Source organism: Natrialba chahannaoensis JCM 10990 (assembly GCF_000337135.1).
GTDB lineage: Archaea > Halobacteriota > Halobacteria > Halobacteriales > Natrialbaceae > Natrialba > Natrialba chahannaoensis.
In genome coordinates this window covers 26,435-49,244 of the sequence record NZ_AOIN01000056.1, presented here as the reverse complement: position 1 = coordinate 49,244, position 22,810 = coordinate 26,435, and the positions used below count along the sequence as shown (strand labels likewise).

Annotated in this window: 17 protein-coding genes, 1 tRNA gene and 1 pseudogene; 5 read left to right on the top strand and 14 right to left on the bottom strand. The window is 62.1% G+C overall.

Features of this window, described 5'->3' with window-relative positions; all coding sequences use genetic code 11:
- Positions 1–180: 180 nt before the first annotated feature.
- Positions 181–1,821 (bottom strand): oligosaccharide flippase family protein, encoded by a 1,641-nt coding sequence (locus C482_RS09245; RefSeq protein WP_049896599.1) that lies wholly within the window; start codon positions 1,819–1,821, stop codon positions 181–183.
- Positions 1,822–2,175: 354 nt separating this feature from the next.
- Between C482_RS09245 and C482_RS09240 the strand changes: the two genes are divergently transcribed.
- Positions 2,176–3,288, top strand: a complete 1,113-nt coding sequence (locus C482_RS09240) for a polysaccharide deacetylase family protein (protein ID WP_006167300.1) — start codon at positions 2,176–2,178, stop codon at positions 3,286–3,288.
- A gap of 20 nt (positions 3,289–3,308) precedes the next feature.
- Here the strand turns inward: C482_RS09240 and C482_RS09235 are convergent, their stop codons facing one another.
- The 5 genes from C482_RS09235 to C482_RS09215 all read right to left on the bottom strand — a co-directional run bounded on the left by C482_RS09235 (position 3,309) and on the right by C482_RS09215 (position 10,609).
- Positions 3,309–4,988 (bottom strand): hypothetical protein, encoded by a 1,680-nt coding sequence (locus tag C482_RS09235; protein ID WP_006167297.1) that lies wholly within the window; start codon positions 4,986–4,988, stop codon positions 3,309–3,311.
- Between the two features lie 523 nt (positions 4,989–5,511).
- Positions 5,512–6,174 carry a helix-turn-helix domain-containing protein gene (locus C482_RS09230; protein ID WP_006167296.1) on the bottom strand — a complete coding sequence of 221 codons (663 nt, stop codon included), beginning with the start codon at positions 6,172–6,174 and terminating at the stop codon, positions 5,512–5,514.
- 93 nt (positions 6,175–6,267) lie between these two features.
- Positions 6,268–8,070 carry an alkaline phosphatase family protein gene (locus C482_RS09225; protein WP_006167294.1) on the bottom strand — a complete coding sequence of 601 codons (1,803 nt, stop codon included), beginning with the start codon at positions 8,068–8,070 and terminating at the stop codon, positions 6,268–6,270.
- Between the two features lie 376 nt (positions 8,071–8,446).
- Positions 8,447–8,986 (bottom strand): hypothetical protein, encoded by a 540-nt coding sequence (locus C482_RS09220; protein ID WP_006167293.1) that lies wholly within the window; start codon positions 8,984–8,986, stop codon positions 8,447–8,449.
- Positions 8,987–9,502: 516 nt separating this feature from the next.
- Positions 9,503–10,609 carry a guanosine monophosphate reductase gene (locus tag C482_RS09215; protein WP_006167292.1) on the bottom strand — a complete coding sequence of 369 codons (1,107 nt, stop codon included), beginning with the start codon at positions 10,607–10,609 and terminating at the stop codon, positions 9,503–9,505.
- A 466-nt stretch (positions 10,610–11,075) separates the two neighbouring features.
- On the opposite strand from C482_RS09215, the gene C482_RS09210 reads away from it, so the two are divergent.
- Positions 11,076–12,305 carry an ABC transporter substrate-binding protein gene (locus tag C482_RS09210; protein ID WP_006167291.1) on the top strand — a complete coding sequence of 410 codons (1,230 nt, stop codon included), beginning with the start codon at positions 11,076–11,078 and terminating at the stop codon, positions 12,303–12,305.
- A 47-nt stretch (positions 12,306–12,352) separates the two neighbouring features.
- On the opposite strand, the gene C482_RS21630 is transcribed toward C482_RS09210, so the two are convergent.
- From C482_RS21630 to ribH, 8 genes and pseudogenes are all read right to left on the bottom strand, one after another.
- On the bottom strand, positions 12,353–12,556 hold the full coding sequence (locus C482_RS21630) for a hypothetical protein (protein ID WP_006167290.1): 204 nt from the start codon (positions 12,554–12,556) through the stop codon (positions 12,353–12,355).
- On the bottom strand, positions 12,556–13,386 hold the full coding sequence (locus tag C482_RS09200; protein ID WP_006167289.1) for an ABC transporter ATP-binding protein: 831 nt from the start codon (positions 13,384–13,386) through the stop codon (positions 12,556–12,558). The genes C482_RS21630 and C482_RS09200 overlap by 1 nt, the downstream gene beginning before the upstream one ends.
- Positions 13,379–14,785, bottom strand: coding sequence for a branched-chain amino acid ABC transporter permease (locus C482_RS09195; protein WP_006167288.1), 1,407 nt, complete (start codon positions 14,783–14,785; stop codon positions 13,379–13,381). The genes C482_RS09200 and C482_RS09195 overlap by 8 nt, the downstream gene beginning before the upstream one ends.
- The gene (locus C482_RS09190) at positions 14,782–15,846 is read right to left on the bottom strand and encodes a branched-chain amino acid ABC transporter permease (RefSeq protein WP_006167287.1); all 1,065 of its coding nucleotides are present in this window, start codon (positions 15,844–15,846) and stop codon (positions 14,782–14,784) included. The genes C482_RS09195 and C482_RS09190 overlap by 4 nt, the downstream gene beginning before the upstream one ends.
- Before the next feature lie 534 nt (positions 15,847–16,380).
- A tRNA-Gln gene (locus C482_RS09185) sits at positions 16,381–16,483 on the bottom strand.
- 172 nt (positions 16,484–16,655) lie between these two features.
- Positions 16,656–17,404, bottom strand: a pseudogene (locus C482_RS09180) (HNH endonuclease).
- A 94-nt stretch (positions 17,405–17,498) separates the two neighbouring features.
- Positions 17,499–18,647, bottom strand: coding sequence for a pyridoxal phosphate-dependent aminotransferase (locus tag C482_RS09175; protein WP_006167286.1), 1,149 nt, complete (start codon positions 18,645–18,647; stop codon positions 17,499–17,501).
- 58 nt (positions 18,648–18,705) lie between these two features.
- Entirely contained in the window at positions 18,706–19,137 is a 432-nt protein-coding gene (ribH, locus tag C482_RS09170) for a 6,7-dimethyl-8-ribityllumazine synthase (protein WP_006167285.1), read from the bottom strand.
- Positions 19,138–19,340: 203 nt separating this feature from the next.
- Between ribH and tuf the strand changes: the two genes are divergently transcribed.
- The 3 genes from tuf (at position 19,341) to C482_RS09155 (ending at position 22,650) form a co-directional block, all read left to right on the top strand.
- Positions 19,341–20,612 (top strand): translation elongation factor EF-1 subunit alpha, encoded by a 1,272-nt coding sequence (gene tuf / locus C482_RS09165; RefSeq protein WP_006167284.1) that lies wholly within the window; start codon positions 19,341–19,343, stop codon positions 20,610–20,612.
- Between the two features lie 116 nt (positions 20,613–20,728).
- A complete protein-coding gene (locus C482_RS09160) occupies positions 20,729–21,985 on the top strand; it encodes a 5-(carboxyamino)imidazole ribonucleotide synthase (protein ID WP_275039625.1) in 1,257 nt (418 codons plus the stop codon).
- Between the two features lie 14 nt (positions 21,986–21,999).
- On the top strand, positions 22,000–22,650 hold the full coding sequence (locus tag C482_RS09155) for an AIR carboxylase family protein (protein WP_006167282.1): 651 nt from the start codon (positions 22,000–22,002) through the stop codon (positions 22,648–22,650).
- Positions 22,651–22,810: the final 160 nt, after the last annotated feature.

The following is a 22,810-nucleotide window of genomic DNA, read 5'->3' as shown; positions in this document are numbered from 1 at the left end:
GACGGGCAAGAGTGCACTGCGACACAGCGGCAACGCTAGCTCTGACAGTGCTGGAAGGAAGGAAACAAGGGCAGCACGGTACTTGAGCCCACCTGATCGGACGAGCAACCCCGTTTTCGAACTGGAGGGGAACGGGATCGAACGGTTGCTACTCGAGTGCCGCCAGAACCGAAGAAACACTCAGAGCAGCGCGTCGACTGCTGGACCGAGGAAGCTAAGCGCGAGTCCTGAGGCGAGCAGCGAGAGGCCAACGACGAACAACAGGCGCTGGAGCCACCCTCGTGAGGTCGCGTCGTTACCGGCGGTCGAGCGCTCGAGTCGGTCGTGAATCACGGTCGCTTTCGAGCCGATCGGATCGGGGAAGAGGCCGAGGATTTCGAACGGCTCCGTGGGATCGAGTGCATCCACGAGGATCGCGAAGCCGACGAACAGGAGGAAACCGACCGGCGGGACGATTACGAGCGCGAGAACCGGGTGCGTGATCGCCGCCGAGAGCGCGAAGATTGGTCCACCGGAGAGCACCGCGGCGAGAAGTCCACGTCCGAGCCGGGCGTCTGCGAGCGGGTCGAAGCCGATCTGGCGCGCGCTCACGCAGTGGAAGACGAACATCGAGCCGTAACCGACGCTTGTGGCGACCGCCGCGCCGTGCATTCCGTAGCGCGGGATCAACAGTCCGTTGAGAATTACGTTGATAAGCGCCGCGACACCGGTTGCGGCGACGGGGTACCTGAGCGTGCCGTTACCCTGCGAGATGGCGAGCACTGGCCGCGCGAGCGCGAAGCCGAGCGCACCGGGGAGCAAGAGCAAGAGTGGCTCGATCGCGGGCACTGCTTCCTCACCGAAGTAGATCGGGACGGCGACGTCCGCGAGTGCGGCGAGGCCGACCGCCATGATCACCGTCAACAGCAGCGTGTAGCGTGTCGTCCGCGAGGCGAGTTCGGTGATCTTTCGGTGGCGGTTCTGCGACCAGAGTTCGGACGTCGAGTGGACGTACACCGTCTGGAGGGCGAGGGGGACGAACCAGAGGAACTCCGCGAGCGTGAGTGCAGCCCGGTAGTTTCCGACGTCAGCGCTTTCGCGGAACTGCTGGAGCATCACGATATCGATGTGATAGAGCGACATCAACAGGAAGACCAGGGCAATGCTCATCGAGTTGAACGTGAGCATCTTCTTTCGCGGGAAGTCGGAACTGGGCGTGCTGAACACGCAGGAGAGCGAGATCCGACGGTTGACGATGAGTAGCCCGACCGTCGCAACCAGCAGGCTCGCAAAGAGGTGGCCCGCGAGCGCGCCGAGGACGCCAGCGCCGGCGTAGACGAGCGGAATCGCGACGACGACGAAGCCGACCTTGTCGAGGACCTTCAGCGGCTCGGAGTAGCGTTCAAGCCCGAACCCCATGAGTGTCTTGCGTGCGTAGTCGCGAAACTGTGCGGTGATGACGAGCAACGCGAGCGCATAGAAATAGATCGCCAACTCGTCACCGAACGCGAGGCTGACAAGTCCGAACTGGGCGCTTGCGAACAACAGCGCCGCGCCCGCGATAGCAAGCACCACCGCGAGCCGGAAGTAGTAGCCGACGACGTGCTCGCTCCAGTTGGGCGCACTTCGATCCTCTGCGAGGAACTTTCGGACGCCGTCCGTGATACCGGAGCTCACGAAGATCATGTAGATGGCGAACACCGACATCAGGAAGGAGTAGTCACCGAACCCCGACGCACCGAGGAACCGGTACAACAGCGGCGTCGAGAGCGCGGTGACGATGAGCACGATCACCTTCGTGCTGACGACCGAGAATATGCCGCTTGCAAGGCTTCTATTCATATATCTGTCTCCGACGTCGCCGACCCACGTCCCCGACCGACCCGCTGTCCATCCATCCCGTTCGTCGATCGCGCACGATCGGTAGCCACAGTGATCGATCGGTGACGCCGACGGGGCCTTATTATACCCAGGTTAAACGGTGTGAGCGGCCGCTGGCGGACACAGCCGGTCACAACACTATGTGTGGCGCTCGCACAGTTTCCGTCCAGCCAGTGCCAGACCGCCGGCGAGACTACCGATAGCGACCGAATTCTGTGCGATCGTTCGACGATAGCCGACGGTTGTACGTCGTCGACCAGCCGGTTAACTGAATTATAAGTATGAATGGGCGACGGTAAGCGAGCGACAACACCAATGGGTACCGAACCGACAGAACGCCGCCTGAGTCGTCGCCGGCTCATCGGCACCACTGGCCTCGGTCTTGCCGGCCTGACCGCCGGCTGTACCGATCTTCGCTCGTCGGACGACGAGCCAGCGTCAAACAACTCGAGTACGGATGGCGCTGACAACGGCGATGGCGATGCGTCCGGTAATGGTGGTGGCGATGGAGACGGCAATGGAGACGAGGAGACTGCTGACAACGTCCCCGAAATCGACGGCGGTGCCGTCGCCTTCGTCTACGACGACGGCCCGATCGAAGACTACGAGCAGGCGTTCCCCGTCCATCAGGAGTTCGATGTCCCCGCGAGCGCCGGAATCGTCACCGAGTGGATCGGCCGCGAGGACTTCAACGGAACCGACTGGATGACCGTTGAACAGATCGCCGAGCTCGAGGACGCCGGCTGGGAGATCATGTCCCATACGACGGATCACACCGCACTCGGCACGTTCGACCTCGTCGAAGACGCTGGACCGGACGATACTCGCGTCTATCCCGAGCAGCGAAATCACGGCTTCCACCACGGCCACGACGTCGAGGTCACCGACGGCGAGACGAGCGTCCGCCGCACCGTCGTCGACTCGAATACCGACGATATCGGCGGCTATCTCGAGTTCGACGAACCGCTCGGCGAATCGTTCGCCGCTGGCGAGGCTGTCGAGCGCTATCCAGAAGACGTGATGGACGACTTCCTCGGCAGATCCAAACAGGAACTCAAGAACCATGGCTTCGAGGTCGACACGCTGCTCGCACCCTACGATATCGTCGACGAGTGGGCGATCGAACACGCCCGCGAGTACTACGACGGCATCGCAAACGTCAACCCGGGCTCGATGCACAACGATCCGGACGCATTCGACCCGTTGGACACGAACCGCGACTACTTCATCGAGTTCACGACGCCCGAGGCGGTCCAGCGGGAACTCGACCAGCTCGCCGCCAACGAGGACCTCGGCATCATCGGTGCCCACACGTTCAAAGAAGAGGTAACTGCAGATCGAATTCGGGAGACACTCGAGTGGGTAGAGGAGCGTGACCTTGAGGTCGTGACGTTCCGGGAGCTGATTCGAGCGGCAGCGACCCGATAGCTAAATTCTGGTTCTCGGCGTCAGACGATCGTGTTTCGCCAGGTCAGCACGTTGCTCGCGCCGAGGTCGTCGATACCGTTTGTAATCTCGTTCACTCTGAATTCGGGGCCGTCGATGCCCGGGTAGAGGCGAACGCCTTCGAGATTCGGGTTGTGTGATTCGGCCGTCGAGTTCCGGAGGTGGTTGCCGTTCCCGTTGTCGATGTAGGGGTACTGGCTGGCCTGGAAGGAACAGCGATAGAGGGTGGTGTCATCGCCGGCGAGGTAGATCCCGTTCCGGTCGACACCGTTGCGACCGGGCTGGTCGACGGAGACGTTGCTGAACCGACAGCCGTTTCGACCACAGCGGATACCGTCACGGAAGCCCGAACGGGTGACGCCGGCCTCACCCGAGATGTCGAGCAGTTCGACGAGCACTCGGTCGTCCTTGTCGCTGTCGCGGATCCAGAACGGGTAGCCACCGGCCGCTTCGTGGACGATGTCGCCGCCGTAGACGTGCGTGTAGCCGGCGTCCGGTGAGACGACGATGCCGTGGTTCACCTGGTCGCCACTGATCTCGATCGACGTGTTCTCGATGCGCGAGGAGTGACAGGTGTTCATCACCGAAATGGCGTGGCTGGTTGGCTGTGTCGACGTGATCGAGATATCCACGTTATCGACGTGGAGTTCGTCGCCGTTCTCGAGGCGAACCGCGCGCTGGCTGTTATCGTACGAGCGCGTTCGGTCGATCTCGATGGTCGCGTCGCGGACGGTGCTTCCCTGTCCCCCGAGGCGGACGTTCGCGCCGTTGCTGTTGCGGAACTCGCCGCCGTTGACGGAGACGGAGCCCTCCTCGTTGATTGCGTACAGGCCGTTATCTGGGAAGCCGCCGAGTTCGCAGTCTTTGAACTCGATGTGGCCGACGTTGGTGTTGGCCTCGATGCCGATCGGGCCGCGCCAAATGTTGCCCGCGTTCGGCGTCCGATCCGCGTGTACGCCGCCGTCAGGTGCACGGAAGCGTTCGACGATTCCCTCGCCGTTCGGGTCCGCCATGGCGAACATCCCTGGTCCCCACGTCCCGCTGTCGTGCTCGCCGTGAATCGTCACGTCACGCACTTCGAGGTGATTCGCGGCCGTCGCCTCGATGACTCGTATCCCCGTGTCGGGTGCCGTCTGGTCGACATCGAAGCCCTCGAAGAGAAGGTGGCCGCCCGGGTTGTACGAGACGCCGAGCCGAAACAGGCGGAACTGCGGCCCATCGAAGTCGTGATAGTTCGCCGGGACGAGCGTGGCACCGTCCCCAACGATGCCAAACTTCTCGAACCCGGTAAACCGGAACTGTTCGTCGATGTAGTACTCTCCTTCCGGGAAGAGCAACATGGTGTTGTCAGCACGGACGCTCTCGAGTACGGGTGTGATCGACTCCTGTCCGGTCGGGTCCGCGCCGGCGTCGACCATGTTGACGACGTTGTCGAAGTCCTCGCCGTTTTCGTGGACGGCAGTTGCAGAACTCGTTGCGGCTGCCCCAAGGCCGAGTGCTGCAATACCAGCGATCGATGCGCCCTGGAGGAAGGTTCGTCGCGATCGCGTTGATGGATTCTCACTCCTGGCTTCAGTCCCGTTCAGGTTCCCATCCCCAGCAGACGTGCCAGTTGTCGAATCCGTGTCAGCGTTCGGTGTGCCCGTTTCGTCGCATCTGTCCCCATGTACCGCGTTCCGCATGCCACTTCGTTCCGACATTGATAGTCACTTTTCTTTGAATGATCTCTGGGTCCAGTATCTATGGATTCGGATAGCAAGCCTTTAAGTTCGATACGACAACTTCCTGAGAACCGATCTCCCCTTGCTGTACGAATTGCAACGGTTGCACGTATTGAAATCTGCATGAAAAGACCACACAAGACGAGTGCAGCCGGGTTCTGGCGATCCGGCTTAGAAGTCTAGTAAGGGCGGTAATTTCGTATTGACCGCGGGTCGAACGAGAACAGATTGCGGAAGGAAGAAAAAAGAGGCACCAACCCAGTTCTGCGTGGGAAACACTGGCCGCTACTGGTGTACCCAGGACGGATGGCAAAGCCGACTACAACAGGACCGCAGCGAGACCCATACCGACCGATAGTCAACAATGTCGGCCTCAGGGTCGGAGTGTTCGCCTCAACCGCTGATGAAGCGGATTCGAACGGAGTCGCGAGATGCCAGCGAATTACCGATTGCCAATTGCCGATCACTGACCACCGATCACCGATCACCGATACTCGTCAGGCGTTCGCTCGTCATCGAGTGTCGCTCCGATTAGCTCGGCAACTGCACGGCGCAGGCGCTGTGAGACTGCCGAATCGGTGATGTCGAGCTGTTCGGCGAGGTCGTCCTGTGTGACACCACGCGGGATGTCGTAGTAGCCCGCGTAGTACGCCATCGAGAGGATTTCGTGTTGTTGTTCGGTCAAAAAGTAGGTGCCGTCGTCTGATGCTGAGGATTCGTAGAGCTGATTCACTCGGAACGTCATCCCCCGTTCGCGGCAGTACTCACGGAACGCGGCTAGCGTCTCCCGATTCGGGAAGTGAACACGGGCATCCCAGCCGCCGTCGCCGCTCGTAATTGTAAAGACGAACAGTCCTTGTTCTGCACAGCGCTCGGGGACAAGGTGGCGGTCCGTCTCGACGCGAACGCGGTAGATCGCGCGGGTCTCGAACGTCGCGATACAGGCAGGATCCGAAATCGTGGGGTCCGCCTCCATCGTCGCCTTGAGGTGCTCGTACTCGTCAGTAAAGACCGAGACGAAGTACGTCATCGTCTCCGCAGTTTCGACCTCGTACTCGTACCTGATCGTCACCTCCGGATGATGACCGATCGTCGGCGCGAGCACGAGTTCGTCGTGGGCAACGTGTATCTCTGCGATGAACCCCATGGCGCTCTCAGTTCGACCTCATTTCGATTTCCCGACCCCATACTTATCGTGTACGTAAGCCGTTTCAGCGGCTGTGACTGTCGATCTGGGTTGTCAGTTCATGTAGCCCAGGTCCGCGAGTCGCTCCGTGACGTCGTCGTCAGCTTCGGACCGCTTGCGTTCGCGTTCGTGTTCTCCTTCGTCAACCCGTCCCCGATCTCCTGCCTCATCCGACCCGTCTCGCTCTCGGTCCATGGTTCCGACGCCACCGTAGGCAGGATACTCGATCGCCTCGGTCGGCTCGACAACAGGGACAACCTCGCCGTCCATCCGTTCGCTGTAGGGTACCCCCATCGCAGCCAGCACGGTCGGCGCAACGTCGAAGAGGTGCGCCCGATCGACCGCAGCCGTCTCGTCGATCCCCTCTCCCGCGGCGACGAAGATCCCGTCGAGCTTGTGGTTCCAGGGCTCGACCGGCCCAAAGTAGTCGTCTGCATCCTCGCGGAACTGCTCCGAGAGAGCGTGTTCGAAGTCGGCCGGAATCGTCACGATGTCGACCGTCTCCTCGACGTTCTCACCGTGGAAGTACTCCTCGCGGGGCACGACCGTCTCGAAGAACGGCTCGCCATCCGGCGTCTCGACGCCACGCAGCGTCTCCATGAGCTCCTCGCGGAGGTCGTCGTACTCATCGGGCGGAACAACACCCATCGGCTCGCGACCCTCGAGATTGATTCGGACACCGAGTTCCGTCCGGGCGCGAACGTAAGCCTTCGACTCGCCGAAGTCCACCTGCTCGTTGGCCGTCCGGGAGACGCCACTCGGCGCGTACTTGATCGCCAGTTCCGCGAGGCCGACGCGCTCGAGTACCGTCCGAACCCGGCTGGCGGTAATGCCGAACTGTGCGGCGACAGAGGCCACGCGGGCGACTGTGCCTGGCTCCCAGGTGTCGTACTCCTCGCCCTCGCGGAGTCGTCGCCGCATCGGTGTCCAGGAGGGCATCCCCTTCCCGCCCGTAGTCGTTTCCAGGAACCCCTCGTCGCGTAGGAACTCGTTGAGCCGGAACTCGTAGCCCTCGTAGGGTCCCATGCCGTGGTCGCTCACGAGGAACACGCGGTCTGGGTCACATTCGTCGAGTACCTCCGCAATCGTCTCGTCGGTCGCCTCGTAGACCGCGTTGACCTTGTCCTCAGCGCCCGCAAACTCGTGGAATACCGTGTCCGTCTTCTGGAACTGCAGAAAGCCAAAGTCAGGGTCGTACTTCTCCGCGAGATAGCGGAACGCGTCTCCGCGCATCCGAACCAGCCGCTGGTACTCGGCGATCTTCTCAGAGTCGGGCACCGAGTCGTCATCACGGGTGTAGTTTGGGTACACCCGGTACTCGCCGATTTCGTCGCGCACGTCGTCGAGCAGTTCCACAGGGTGACACGGCGGATCCTCCGGCCCGAGGAAGCCAGGGATCACCGCCCCGTCGAACTCGTCCGGCGGGTGCGTGACCGGCGCGTTAACCACGATACTCGAGTGCCCCTGCTGGTCGAGCAGGGTCCACAGCGGATGGGCTTCGACGTCGTCGTTGCTGGTAACGTGCCAGTCGTAGCCGTCGTAGCCGACGAAGCCGATCGCGCCGTGTTTGCCGGGGTTCTGGCCAGTGTAGACCGATGGCCAGGCGCTCGGCGTCCACGGTGGAATCTGGGACTCGAGTGGTGCGGTGAGCCCGTCGGTACAGAGACGTTCGATCGTCGGGATGCGATCTTCCTCGAAGAGCCGTTCGAAGACCGGCAGACAGCCCGCATCGATTCCAATGACGAGGGTGTCGAGCGAACTCGCCGATACCGACTTCGAACCCGGCCCGCCATCGGCTCTCGTGGGAGGTTCGTTTGTGTTCGATACTGTCTCGTCGCTGCGGGACGTCCGACTCATCGTATTATTCGTAGGTTTCTGAGGTGGTGGTTCGGCGACGACAGCAGCCGGCCGCGCTGGCCGACTGCAGTCGCTGTCCGAGCTGTCCGTGCACGTGTCTTGGTCGGCGAAAAGCAGACGAGACTCTTCATTATCGGTTTGTTAAACCGTCAGCGGATCGCTCACGCACAGACGCCGAAAAACTGTGCCGACTGCCATCCGATCGACGCCGGGAGGTACAGAGACAAGCCCAACGAGCCCACGCAACGCGATGGTCCCGAGCAGCAGTTTGCTGATCGACTGATTCGCTTTCGCTATTTCACGCTCGTTTATGCATCGCTACCCCTGTGACCAACCACACGGTCGGAGGCAGTGACAGGAGGAAACGGGTGGTGAACTATTGCTCGCGACCGCGCCAGCTCCATAGCCCGACCAGAAGCAACACGAGCGCGAGCACCGCCAGCACGAGCCAGGCTGTCCACTCGCCGACGGCCGTTTCGGACCCCTGCACGACTGCCGTCTCCTCGAGGAGGAACAGAACGAGCAGGAGTAACCCGAACATCGAGGCGATCGCCACGCCGATTCCCTCGCGGACGAGCCACCTGAACTCGTCGGCATCTACGCGTGCGGCAGCAGTGTCTGCTTGCTGGCGCTCGCTCAGCCCCTGATCCGCCGGACCGCCATCTACGCCGCCAGTGCCAGCAGTCGTTCTGGAGCCAGGACCGCCACTTCTACTCCCACCAGTCGTTGCGACCGCACCACTCGGAGCTCTGAACGATCCGACGACGTACGAGAGCGCGAGCACCGCCAGCATGATCGACACGAACGAGAACATCGCTGCGACTGCAGACGGTGGGGTGATGATGATGGTCAATACGGCAGCAGCGACCGCGGCGCTGCCAGCCATCACGACGAAGCGTTTGTATGGCTGTTCCATACCATGTCTAGTTGACACAGTGGTATAATTCTATCAGGCCCGTGTTCACCATCAAACGGCACTAGATGGATATTTGGACTTTTTCGACGAACTTCAGTATCTGGTCGAACGTGTTGGCAGTCGTTGTACGGCTGTTCGTATCAGTGGGTGTCGAAAGGGACCGTCCAACAAATCCGTCGGAAACTGAGACATCGGAGGTGACAAAGGTAACTCATCACGGACGCCAGCGATTGGTACTGGCCATCACCTCTCTCTTATTTCTCCGTCATTGATGATACGATTGACAAGTACAGCGAGTACGTCGAGCTAGACCGCCGCGTTCACGGCTAGGAGAGGTACGCTTTCGACGGCGGCCACGATTCACGTCAATCGGCTCACGAAGCCCTTCGACAGATTCATGAGGAACTCAATCACCACCCCGCAATTACCGCCGTCTCCAGTTCGTCGGGAATCGAGATCACCGAACACTCGTTCGGTCCCGTGCTGCTGGCGGACAGTTCTCGCCGCCGTGCGACGTCAGTCGTCGCTCTCGAGGGCAGCACCATCGGACGCGTCGGCCGACACCGCTTCGCTATCTACGCTGACACCTTCCCAGTCCTGATCCGCGTGGTACCCCTCGCGTTCCTTCGCGCTGGGCGCGACGCGGATAAACTCGGCCTTCCCTCGAGCGGCCGGGATCGTGTGCCCGCCACAGTAGGAAAGGCCCGACTGGATGCCGGCACAGAACTCTTCGACGACGTCGGCGACCGGCCCCTTGTACGGCGTCAGCGCCTCGACACCCTCGTCGGCACGGACGTTCTTCTCCTTGTCGTCGCGCTTCTCGGCAGCGGTCGTCGTCGCCATCCCGCGCGAGCGCTTGTACTTGGTTCCTTCGACCTCGACCACTGCACCGGGGGCTTCCTCGGTACCGGCGAAGAGGCTCCCCAACATGACGGTGTCCGCGCCCGCCATCAGCGCCTTCACCGCGTCACCCGACGTGCGGATGCCGCCGTCGGCACAGATGGTAACCTCGAGATCCTCGGCAGCGTCCGCACAGTCGTCCACGGCGGTCAACTGCGGCACGCCCGCGCCGGCCACCTTCCGCGTCGTGCAGTGTGAACCGGGACCGATCCCGACCTTGACACAGTCCGCGCCGGCCGCCGCGAGATCCGTGACCCCCTCGGGTGTCGCGACGTTGCCCGCGACGAGATCGGTCTCGGGAAACTCCACGCTCAGCGTCTCGACGGCCTCGATCGTCCGCTCTAAGTGCCCGTGGGCGACGTCGACGACGAGCGCGTCGACGCCCGCCTCGACCAGCTCCGCGCTGCGGTCGACGTAGTCCTCGTTGATCCCCACCGCTGCGGCGACCTGCTCGCCGGCCGCGGCGACGTCTTCGACCTGGCTGGCTTGCTGTTCCGGCGTGAGAAAGCGGTGCAGCACGCCGATGCTGCCGGCTCTTGAGAGTTCGATCGCTAACTCGGACTCCGTGACAGTGTCCATCGCCGCGGAGACCAGCGGCGTCTCGAGTTCGATCGATGGCGTCAGTTGCGTCGACAGATCGACATCGCTGCGACTGTCGACCGGTGAGCGATTCGGGACAAGGAGCACGTCCCCGTAACTCAACCCCGTACGTAAGTCTTTCATAACCCCTCCGTATTCGGGGCTCCCGTCGGATAAGACTCTCGACTTTCGGTCCCCGTGCGCGCAGTCGATGATCACCCGAGGACCCGCCACGAAACGTGGCGCACCTTGCAACCGTCTGCGCGCTCGCTCTCAACTCGTCCGCTCTATCGCCGTCGTGCCACCGAACCCGTTCTGATCCACTCAAGGGACGAAATATCGGGATTCGCAAGCAATGGTGGTTGGATTCTCCGCCACGAAACGTGTCATTGGTTTCACCGATAGCGTTCGCTAACCGCGGGCTGTCAGCCATCGTATTCGCCTTACACCGTTCGTCGCGGCCTTCTTCTCGATGGGCATCCGATTCGGACGTTGCGTCACGCCGGTAAGCCTGTCAATGATTACTTACTTTTGTCGGGCCGTCAACAATCCCCGCCTCACTTCTAGAACGAAGTGTGATAGCTTTTACACTCGCCGTGTCACGACTTCCATGGCTCGAATCAACCGACGCGGTGTACTAACGGGTATCGGTGGTGTGGGTGCGCTGTCGCTTACGGGGCAGCTTGGCGCACATCGGGGTATGCAAGAGCGCGAGGTGATGTTGGGGATCCTGCAGCCGGAATCAGGAGATCTCGGCGAGCTGGGTACCCCGATCGCAGACGGGGCAGAACTCCCGGGTCGAGAACTCGCGGACGCCGGAAGCGAGTTCACGGTCGACGTGCAGCGCGAAGACAGTCAGACGCTCTCCGAAGCGGGGATCAGCGCCGCACAGTCGCTCGTCGACGCCGGCTACCCGATGTTTACCGGCGCAGCGGCGTCCGACGTGACGATCCCGGTCGCACAGGAGGTCGCGATTCCGAACCAGGTCGTCATGTGTTCGCCTGCGAGCACGAGTCCGGACATCACGGACCTCGCGGACGACGACTTCGTCTTCCGGACGGCACCGAGCGACGCGTTACAGGGCGATGTCATCGCGGAACTCGCGTTCGAGGAACGGGACTGGGGACAGGGCGCGTCGCTGCACCTGAACGATGCCTACGGCGTTGCACTCTCGACCGTCTTCGAAAACAGGTTCGAAGAACTCGGCGGGGAGATCACGGGCACGGAAGCGTTCGAACCGGAGCAGCCGTCGTACACCTCCATCCTCGAGAGCGTGCTCGCCGACGATCCTGACTTCCTGCTGGTGATCGCGTTCCCCGTCAGCGGCATTCAGATCTTCCGTGACTTCTACGCGGGCTTCGATCCCGATCTGCCCGTTATCGTGACCGACGGGTTGATCGAGGACGACCTCCCCGAAAGCGTCGACAACCCGATGGACAACGTGCTGGGGACTGCTCCGGCAGCTGACGGCCCGGAGGTCGACGCGTTCACCGAGAGCTACGACGCCGAGTTCGGGCGAAGTCCGGGTGTCTTCAACGCCCACGCGTACGACGCCAGCGCCGTTATGATTCTTGCGAACGTCCGTGCCGGTACCAACGACGGCGTCGCCGTCCGTGACGAGATGCGGGCCGTCGCGAACCCGAACGGCGAGACCGTCGGCCCGGCGAACTTTCCCGAAGCCGTCGAACGCGTCGCCGCCGGCGAGGAGATCACCTACCAGGGTGCCTCGAGTACCGTCGAGTTCGACGACAACGGCGACATGCAGGCGGTCACCTACGACATCTTCGAGTTCGGCGACTTCGAACTCGAGGTGGTCGACCAGATCGACTTCGAGGAGTAAGTCGTTCGAGCTCGACAGGCAGCTTCGATCACCCGATTTTCGGAACCTCACTTGCTTCGGATAGCTCGTCGCACCCATCCACCTATAAAGTCCTGTCGCACCTGTTCGTTGGCGAGCAGCGCGTCGCCGCTTCCCTCGTACCGATTCTCTCCCTGACCCACCACGTACTCCTTCTCTTCGACGGTCAACACCACCTCAGAAAGGACCTGTAGGTCGCCGTAACCGGCGTCTAAGTCGTCGGCGGTGAGCATCAGAGCTCCCCTCCGAGGTAGGCGTCGATGACACGTTCGTCCTCCTGTATCGCTTCGGGTGGCCCGCGAGCGAGCACCTGTCCCTGATGCATGACGATCACCGTCTCGCAGTTGTTCATGATGATGTCCATGTCGTGTTCGACGATGAGGAAGGTGTACCCCTGCTCTCGGAGTTCGTGAAGGCGAGCGAGGAGCTTCTTCTCGAGCGTCGGGTTGACGCCCGCCATCGGCTCGTCGAGCAAGAGCAACGTCGGCTCCGTCAGGAGTGCTCGGCAGAGTTCGAGCAGCTTCCGCTGGCCGCCCGAAAGGTTCGCCGCGTCCTCGTGGGCGAGGTGGTCGAGTTCGAACAGTTCAAGGATCTCCCACGCGCGATCGATCAGTTCGCGCTCCTGGCGGACGACCGCTCGACGAGCGCCGGGGACGACCGGCCGCCAGAGCGATTCACCGCGCTGCTCGTCGAACGCCAGCAGCACGTTCTCGAGTACCGTCATTCCCGCGAGTTCCCGGCTGATCTGGAAGGTCCGAACCAGCCCGCGATCCACCAGCTGGTGGGGGCGTAACTCGGTCACGTTTTCGCCCCGGAAGTAGACGCTGCCGGCATCCGGCGCGTACACGCCGGTGATCAGATTGAACGCCGTCGACTTGCCGGCCCCGTTCGGACCGATAAGTCCTGTTATCGTCTCGCGCTCGACCTCGAAACTGACGCCGTCGACCGCGACGATGCCACCGAATCGCTTCTCGAGGTTCGAGACGTGAAGCATCGCCTGTTCCGTCCGTTCCCGTTCCTGTCCGCGTTCTCGTTCTTCCTCTTCGGTCGTGGCGTCACTCATCTTCCTCACCTCCGTCTGCGACCGCGTGTTCGCGCTCCCGTGGTGCCCGTTCTTTCGTCAGATCGATCGGCGACGCCGGCTCGTTCCGGTGACCGAGGATGCCATCGGGACGGTAGATCATCAGTGCGATCAGCACCGCGCCGAAGAGGACGAATCGGAGATTCGGGAGTTCACCCACCGCGTACCCAAGCAGCGGCATCGGGTCGAGGTCGCCGAGCGCGACTGCGCCATCGTACACCGTCGGCGGATGCGGCAGATCGAAGGTGGCGTCCACGATGCGCTGGACGAACGGCGGGCCCTCGAAGAGGAGCCCGGCGAACAGGAACGCACCGACGACGCTCCCAGTGTTCGAGCCCGAACCGCCGATGATCAATGCGATGAAGATGTAGAACGTGATGATTGGGAGGAAGAGATTCGGGTCGATGTATCCGCGACGACCCTGCCAGACGATCCCCGCAAGTCCCATGAACACGCAGCCGAGCATGAACACCTTGATCTTCACTCGATCGGTGTTCTTTCCCAGCGAACGCGCCACGAGTTCGTCCTCTCTGATGGCTTTCAGCATCCTGCCGAACGGGGAGTTTCCGATCCGGGTGATGACGACGAACGCGAACGCAACCAACGCCACGAGAACGACGGTGTACACCCACCCCTCGACGACCGAGGGGCTCAACTCGAGACGATCGCCGACCGCCATGAACGGTCGGCCGAACAGCGTCGGGCCCGCAGTCGGATCGCCACCGACGTACAGCAACTCCCGCGAGACCGTATTTCGTAGGTTCGGAAAGGACATTCCCTGCCCGCCGCCGGTTCCGAGTTCGACGCCGAGCACCGAGAACTCGTGGAGCGCACTCGAGTTAAACACCAGTCGGATCACCTCCGCAGCGGCCAGGGTGACGATCGCGAAGTAGTCCGCCCGGAGGCGCAATGCCGGCAGCGCAACCAGGAATCCGACGAGTGCGGACGCGACGAGTCCCGCGAGGACGCCGACCCAGAGCGGCAGCCCGAGACCAGGGAAGGTGGCGTCGGGTGCGGCGGTCACCAGCGCCATCGTGTACGCACCGACGGCCATGAACCCGGCGACGCCGATATTGAACAGTCCGGTGTACCCCCAGTGCAGGTTGAGCGCCAGGACGACCAGCGCGAACGACGCCGCCAGCAACGTCACCTGCTGGAGGGTACTGACGATCCCGTTCATGTCGAGGCCGGCCGCGAGGCCGAGTCCGATGAAAACGCCGTACACCACGACTGTGGCCTTGCCGATGATCAGGATATCGTTCAGCCAGCGAGGACGGGCGTTGCCGTTCAAGAGGAAATTGGTGGGACCGTTCGCCCGCTCTTCATCGCGGCTCTCGGAGTCATTACCCCCGTCGCACCGAACGGGTACGTCGCGGCTCATGCTGTCTCCACCCCACCGAAGAGGCCGGACGGTCTGAAGATGAGAATCAGGATCATGAGCGTGAACGCGGCGACCTCGGTCAGATCGCCCGGGATCCAGACCAGCGATACGTTCGTTGCCAACCCGATGATCAGCCCGCCGGCGATCGCACCGTAGATAGACCCAATACCGCCGAGGATGACTGCTGAGAAGATCAACAGCAGCAAGAACCAGCCGGTATTGAAACTGAGCGTCTCCTGCTCGAGGACGATCAGGTAACCAGCGACACCGGTCAGTCCCGCGCCGAGAATCCAGGTCAGCAGGATCACTCGCTCGGTCGGAATACCGGTGATCAGCGCGAGGTCCCGGTTGTCGGCCATCGCCCGCATAGATGTCCCGAGTTTGGTGTACTGCAACAGCACGTGGAGCGCGACCATTAGCCCGATTCCCACCACGATGAGGGTCGCCTGGTGGACGTGCAGCGAGTCGGTCCAGAAAACGAGCGCATGATCGACCGTCGGCGAACTTCTGGTCACGCCGCGCGTGTGTTCACCGTAGAAGAACACGACGAGGTATCGGAGCACTAGCGCGACGCCGATACTCGCGATCAACAGCGGTATTCCGCCGGCGGTTCGCATGCGCCTATAGACGAGTCGATCGAACGCGAGGGCGACGAGGATCGTCGCGAGAGCTGCGACGATCAGGCCGACGAAGATCGCGACCGGTGCCCCGAACAGGTGCATGCCGAGTTCACGGGCAGAGGTTCCGCGGTCCGCGTTCAGCAGAATCGTCGATCCGAAGTCGGCCACGCCGATCCCCGCGACGACGTACGCGGCGGTCCAGCCCGCGAACGCGCCGGTCGTGACGAGATCACCCTGCGAAAAGTTCGCGAACTTGAGGATCGCGTATGTCATCGACAACCCGACAGCGGCAAGCGCGATGATCAAGCCGTCGACGAACCCACGCCACACGAAAACCGAGAGCGTGTCGACCGTGAGGTCGCCGAAAACGACGCGACGTACGAGGTCAAGCACCAGTACTCCCAGTCCCGAGAGAATCAACACCCCGAACCACTGTTCCATCGTCACGTTCGAAAGGCCCCCTCGACCGCCTATCACCCTCATGTTATCATTCCTCCTACAGGAAGCATACACCCTCTATTATAATCAATAGTGTATGGAAATGCGTGATGGGAAACCGAATAAATCCATTATCGGACCGTGTTAGTCGGAAACATAGTCCGGAACATCTGTGTTCGAGACGCGAGTTCGGCGGCTGCTCACCGTTCGCTCGTTTGAGTCGTTCGTCTGTCCGTCACGAGAGAGTTGACTGTCAGACCGTCTCATCGCAGGTTTCGTTGTGTAGCGATCGGTGTCGAGAGTGGCCACTCGAGAGCGTCGTTGATTTATATCTATTCCATCATTTGAATAGGGGCAGAAATAGAGTAGGGGAGTCAACGGGCGTATCGTTGGTAAGTAACACTATGTTGTGATAATAGTATGACCGTCTGTCATGGCCCCGGGCGGATTCGAACCGCGCAGACTCGAATCCTCTCGTCTGCTGGGCTCGAATCCGCTGGACGTATTCGTCACTCGCGGGTTTGCTCGCGACAGAAATAGTCCCGGGCGGATTCGAACCGCCGTCCTGAGCTCACTTCCGTGACGGCCGTAACCGGACACGTCCAAAGGCTCAGATGATTGGCCACTACACCACGGGACTCCATCGTTCACTCGTCACCCCGTGTACTTCGCAGTTCCGTTGGAACTGCTCAGCACCACGGGACTTCTCACTCCGTTCGAAGCCCCATGCGGATCGCGGTTCCGTTGGAACCGCTCACCACCACGGGACTCCGCACGTCACTCGCTGGATAGCGCGCCGTTACACAATAGTGTTACTTTTTGTCTCGAGGACGGACCGATATCGTCCCCTCCTCTGCGTGTCTGTGGCACGGTCGGCAGAGCGACACCACGTTCTTCAGCCGATGCGCCTCTGCAGGCTCGTCAAACGATCGAACCGGCTCCAGATGATGCACGTCTGAATTCCGACTGAGTTCGTCCGCGTCGACACCACAGTGTTGACACGTGTAGTCGTCTCGCTCGAGTGCACGCCGGCGAACCGCCCACCACTCCTGTCCATACGTGATCGGTCCACCCTCCCACTGGTGATGGGCCGGTCCGACGACGTTGTCAGAGAGCCACGTACCATAGCACTCGAGTGTACAGAAGAATCCACGTTCTTGCGACTCGCGTGCGGCGGGTCGAACGGAGAGGGGCGCATCACAGGCGCGACACGCGACCGTCACTCGGTCGACGGTTTCGGCGTAGTTCTCCGGGAGCAATCCGTCTGCGTCCGCGACGCAGTCGGGGCAGAACACGCCCTTCTTCGAGGAGGAGTAGTACGAAAAGTCCGCGTCACAGTTGGTGCACGTCGTGTCTCTTTCGCGTCGCGCCAGTTGCCGTTGTTCGAGCCGGCGTTCGGGTTGCAGTCGTCGCAGTACGATCTGCGCGCCTTTGGATCGTAAAACTCCGTCTCACACCCCGTGCAGGTTCGATTCGGGAGTGGCTCGCTGTGTACCTTTGTATGGTGCTGGCGTATTCCCTGTTCGGTACTGAGCGAGTTCCCGCAGGTTGGGCAGTCCATGCCGCGTTTGGCCGCGCTATCACGTATAAACTCGAGGAACCACCACTATGCAGTGTTCGAACGGCAGCAAATGGCGCGAGCGGTGAGCGGTACGTTACAGGTAGCCTTCCTCAGCCAGCCGCTCGATACCTTCCTCGAGTCGCTCCTCGCTCGCGGCGTAGGAGATTCGCGCGTAGCCGGGGGTTCCAAAGGCGCTGCCGGGGACCGTCGCGACGTGGGCGTCCTCGATCGCACCTTCACACCAGGCCTGATCGTCGTCTGCTACGGGGAGCATCATGTAGAACGCGCCGTCCGGAACTGCGACGTCGACGCCGTGGTCGTCGAGCAGGTCGATGACGAGTTCGCGGCGCTCGCCGAAGGCTTCGACCATGTCGGCGACTGCGTCGTCGGTGTTCTCTAGCGCTTCCACACCGGCGTGCTGGACGAAGTTGACGGCCGAGGAGACCGAGTGGCTGTGGAGTTTGCCGGCCTGGTCGATCAGTTCTTCCGGGCCAGCGAAGTAACCGAGCCGCCAGCCGGTCATCGAGTAAGCCTTCGAGAAGCCGTTGACGGTGACCGTGCGCTCGGCCATGCCCTCGAGTGTCCCCAGGCTCGTCGGCTCGACGCCGTAGGTGATTTCCTTGTAGATCTCGTCCGAGATGACGGTGATGTCGTGTTCGACGGCCAGATCACGGACGCCCTCGAGTGCGGCGTCAGTGTAGACGGCACCGGTCGGGTTCGACGGCGAGTTGACGATCAGCAGTTCGGTCTCATCGGAGACGGCGGCTTCGAGGTCGTCGAGTGCGGGCTCAAGCTGGAAGTCCGTCTCGGAGAGGTCGACGCGGGTGAGGTCGCCGCCGGCCATCTTGACCATCGCCTCGTAGGAGACCCATGCGGGATCAAGCAGTGCGACTTCGTCGCCATCCTGGATGAGCGCCTGGATGATCTCGTAGAGCGCCTGCTTCGCGCCGGGTGTGACGATGATCTCTTCTGGGCCGTGGTCGAGGCCGTCGGCTGCGAGCTTCTCGGAGATGGCCTTGCGGAGCTCAAGGATGCCAGCGGAGGTGGTGTAGCCGGTGTGGCCGGCGTCCATGGCCTCCTGGCCGGCGTCGACGATGTTCTGTGGCGTCGGGAAGTCGGGTTCGCCGACGGAGAGGTCGACGACATCTGCACCATCCTGCTCGAGTTCAGTTGCGAGCGCGGAGATGGCGAGGGTTGCTGACGGTTCGACTCGGGTTACGCGGTCGGTGAATTCCATGGTCATGGATTTGGGTTGGTTGTAATTGTGGGTGGTTGGTGGCGAGTCGTGAGTGGTAATCTCGCTAGTCGGTCGTCGAATCCGGGTCGGCAGCCGGTAGTTCGTCGACGAGGTCGATCGCGCCGTCGACAGCCTTGCCCGCGTTCTCGATGCGCTCGCGCGCTTCGGCCGCGGACATGCCGGGGCCGGTGACGCCGAGTGTAACCGGCGTATCACGCTCGAGACTGACGTCTGCGAGTTGCTGGGCGGTCGCATCGGAGATAACCTGGTCGTGGTTGGTATCGCCGGTGATAACGGTGCCGATGACAGCGACGGCGTCGACGTCCGTGCGTCGGGCGAGCCGGTCCGCCGCGAGTGGGGCGTCGTAGACACCAGGAACGCTAACGGTGTCGTAGATCGTCGCACCCGCAGCTTGCGCTGTTTCTTTGGCCTCTTGCTCCATCTGCTCGGTGATCGGTCGATTGAACTCCGCGACCACCAGTCCGAGCGTGGTCATACGCGAGCCGAAGTGAGCGCGCCTAAAAGAGGTACCGTTCTTGGCGAATACACCGGACCAACGGAAGTGGTTCCGAGACGACCGGCACGCTCCACCCAAACGCATCACAGCAACCGACAATTTCGGATGCTGAACGGTTCAGTCGAGGGAGAACAAGGATTTAGGCATAAACACGAGTACCATTGCTAGGGGAACACATCACTATGAGCGAAGACAGTCAACACCAAAACCTGGCCATCATCGGCCACGTCGACCACGGCAAGAGCACGCTCGTTGGACGACTCCTCTACGAGACGGGGAGCATTCCCGAGCACGTCATCGAACAGCACCGCGAGGAAGCCGAGGAGAAGGGGAAAGGCGGCTTCGAGTTCGCCTATGTCATGGACAACCTTTCCGAGGAGCGCGAGCGCGGCGTCACAATTGACATCGCCCATCAGGAGTTCTCGACCGACGAGTACGACTTCACCATCGTCGACACGCCGGGCCACCGCGACTTCGTGAAGAACATGATTACTGGGGCGAGTCAGGCGGACCACGCCGTCCTCGTTGTCGCAGCGGACGACGGCGTCGCACCACAGACACAAGAGCACGTCTTCCTGGCGCGGACCCTCGGTATCGACGAGCTCATCGTCGCCGTCAACAAGATGGACATCGTCGACTACAAGGAGTCGACGTACGACGAAGTCGTCGAAGAAGTCACCCAGCTACTCAACCAGGTCCAGTTCAACACTGAAGATGCCTCGTTCATCCCCGTCTCGGCGTTCGAGGGGGACAACGTCGCCGAGCACTCGGAGAACACGGACTGGTACGACGGCGAGATCATTCTCGAGGCGCTGAACTCCCTTCCGGAGCCCGAGCCACCGACGGACGCGCCGCTTCGGCTGCCAATTCAGGATGTCTACACGATTTCAGGCATCGGAACCGTCCCTGTCGGGCGAATCGAGACCGGCATCATGAACGTCGGTGACTCCGTCTCGTTCCAGCCGAGCGATGTCAGCGGCGAGGTGAAGACGATCGAGATGCACCACGAGGAAGTCCCGGAGGCCAGACCCGGCGACAACGTCGGCTTCAACGTCCGCGGCATCGGCAAGGACGACATCCGTCGGGGCGATGTCTGCGGTCCGGCAGACGACCCGCCGAGCGTCGCCGAGACGTTCCAGGCCCAGATCGTCGTCATGCAACACCCCTCGGTCATCACTGCGGGGTACACGCCGGTCTTCCACGCCCACACCGCACAGGTCGCCTGCACGATCGAATCCATCGACCGAAAGATGGATCCCTCGAGTGGGGAGGTCGCAGACGAAGACCCAGACTACATCCAGTCGGGTGACGCTGCCGTCGTAACGATTCGCCCGCAGAAGCCACTCAGTATCGAGCCCTCGAGCGAGATCCCCGAACTGGGAAGTTTCGCAATTCGGGACATGGGCCAGACGATTGCGGCGGGCAAGGTACTCGAGGTACACGAGCGCAGCTAAACCGTGTCGCCCCGCCGCAACTCGGCGCTGTGAATCGACGACACGTCCCGCGCAACCTCGAAAGTATTCACATCGGTGCGTATCGAGAGGCCTAACTACCTGCACTGTGTGCGCGAATTTGCAAATTCTTAAGCGGAACCGCCGATAACGAGCACGCAATGACGACGTTACAGACGCCAGGCCCAACGATCGGCGTCGTCGGTGGTGGACAGCTCGGGCGCATGCTCGCCGAGGCAGCCTCGCCCTTGGGCGTCGAGGTCATCGTCCTCGACCCCACGGCGGACTGCCCCGCGGCTCCCGTAGCGCGCGATCAGATCGTCGCCGGCTTCACCGACGAGGCAGGTATCCGCGAACTCGCCGCGCGCGCTGACGTGCTCACGTTCGAAATCGAACTCGCGGATCAGGACGTCCTGGAACGCGTCAGTGAGGACTCCGGTACGCCGGTTCACCCGAAACCAGAGACACTCGAGACGATCCACGACAAACTGGTCCAGAAGCAGGAACTCGAGTCCGCCGGCGTTCCGGTCCCACCGTTCCGGGCGGTCGAGGACGCCGACGATATCCGCGCAGCGATCGACGACTACGGCGCGCCGGTAATGCTCAAGGCGCGTACCGGCGGCTACGACGGCCGTGGTAACGTCCCCGTCGAGTCGGCCGACGAAGCCGAGGATGCATTCGAGTCCGTCGCCGGGCCAGCGATGGTCGAGGCGTTCGTCGAGTTCGAGCGCGAGATTTCCGTGATCGCCGTCAAGGGTGACGACGAAATCGCGACGTTCCCGATCGGGGAGAACATTCACGAGGACGAGATTCTGCGAGAGACGGTCGTGCCGGCGGGCTCGGCCGACGCTGTCGAGGAGCGCGCCCGCGAAGTCGCTGCGGATGTCCTCGAGGTAATGGAGGGCCGCGGCGTCTATGGTATCGAACTGTTCGAGACGAGCGAGGCGCGTAGCGCCTCGGAAGATTCGAGCGAGAGGAATCCGCGAGAGAGGGATGGTGAGATTCTGCTCAATGAAATCGCGCCACGTCCGCACAACTCCGGCCACTGGACGATCGAGGGCGCACAGAGTTCGCAGTTCGAACAGCACGCTCGTGCGGTGCTCGGCTGGCCGCTCGCGGCCACGGAGCTGCGGTCGCCGACGGTGTCGGTGAACCTGCTCGGCGACGTCGAGGAGTCCCAGCCCGCAGCGCTCCAGAACGTCGAGCAGATTCTCGAGACGCCGGGTGCGAACCTCCACTGGTACGGCAAGCGCGAGGCCCGTCCGCTGCGGAAGATGGGCCACGTCACGCTGTCGGGTCGCGACGAGGAGACGACCGCCGAGTTGCTGACGGCCGCTCGGGAACTCGAGGAGTCCGTCACGTTCACGTCGGAGTGAGTAAACGAGAGAGTATGAGCGAGACCGTTTCCAAGCTGATCGATCGACTGTACGCCGAGGCCGACCAGGACCGGCCCGACGCCGAGACACCAGATGTCGGAATCGTGATGGGGAGCGATTCCGACCTCGAGACGATGATGACCGGCGGGAAACGCCCCGGCGCGTACGACGCGTTCGTCGACGAACTCGAGTTCGCAGAGCAGACCGACTACGAGCACCCACCGGACAAGCGCTTTACCTTCGAGACGTACGTCACCTCGGCCCACCGCACGCCTGATCTGATGACGGCCTACGCGGAGACGGCGGAGGAGCGCGGGCTGGAGGTCATCATCGCGGGTGCGGGCGGGAAGTCCGCGGATCTGCCGAACATGACGGCGTCAATCGCGTATCCGCTTCCCGTGATCGGCGTCCCAGTTCAGGAGAAGTCCGTCGACAGCGTGATCGGGATGCCGGCGGGTGCGCCGCTGGTTGCCGTAGATGCCGGCAAATCCTTCAACGCCGCGCTCTCGGCGGCACAGATTCTCGCACGCCGGCACGACGAGGTTCACGACCGACTCGTCGCCTATCACGAAGAGCTGCGCGATGGTGTCGGTGCCGTTTCGCGCGAGTTACACGACAACGGAACGCCGGCCTTCCGCGAGCGCGACGAGTCGGAGTCAGAATAGGTTCCTCATCGTCACGCAGTGCGCCGGCGGTACTACGGCGTGATCGTCACTATTTTTCACCACTTACTCGGCCGATGGAACTCCTGAGTAGCGGTATGTTCCGCCGGGAACGCGTACGGCAAGTCTACGGCAATTATTCGGCTGGAAGTTTCTGCCTGAT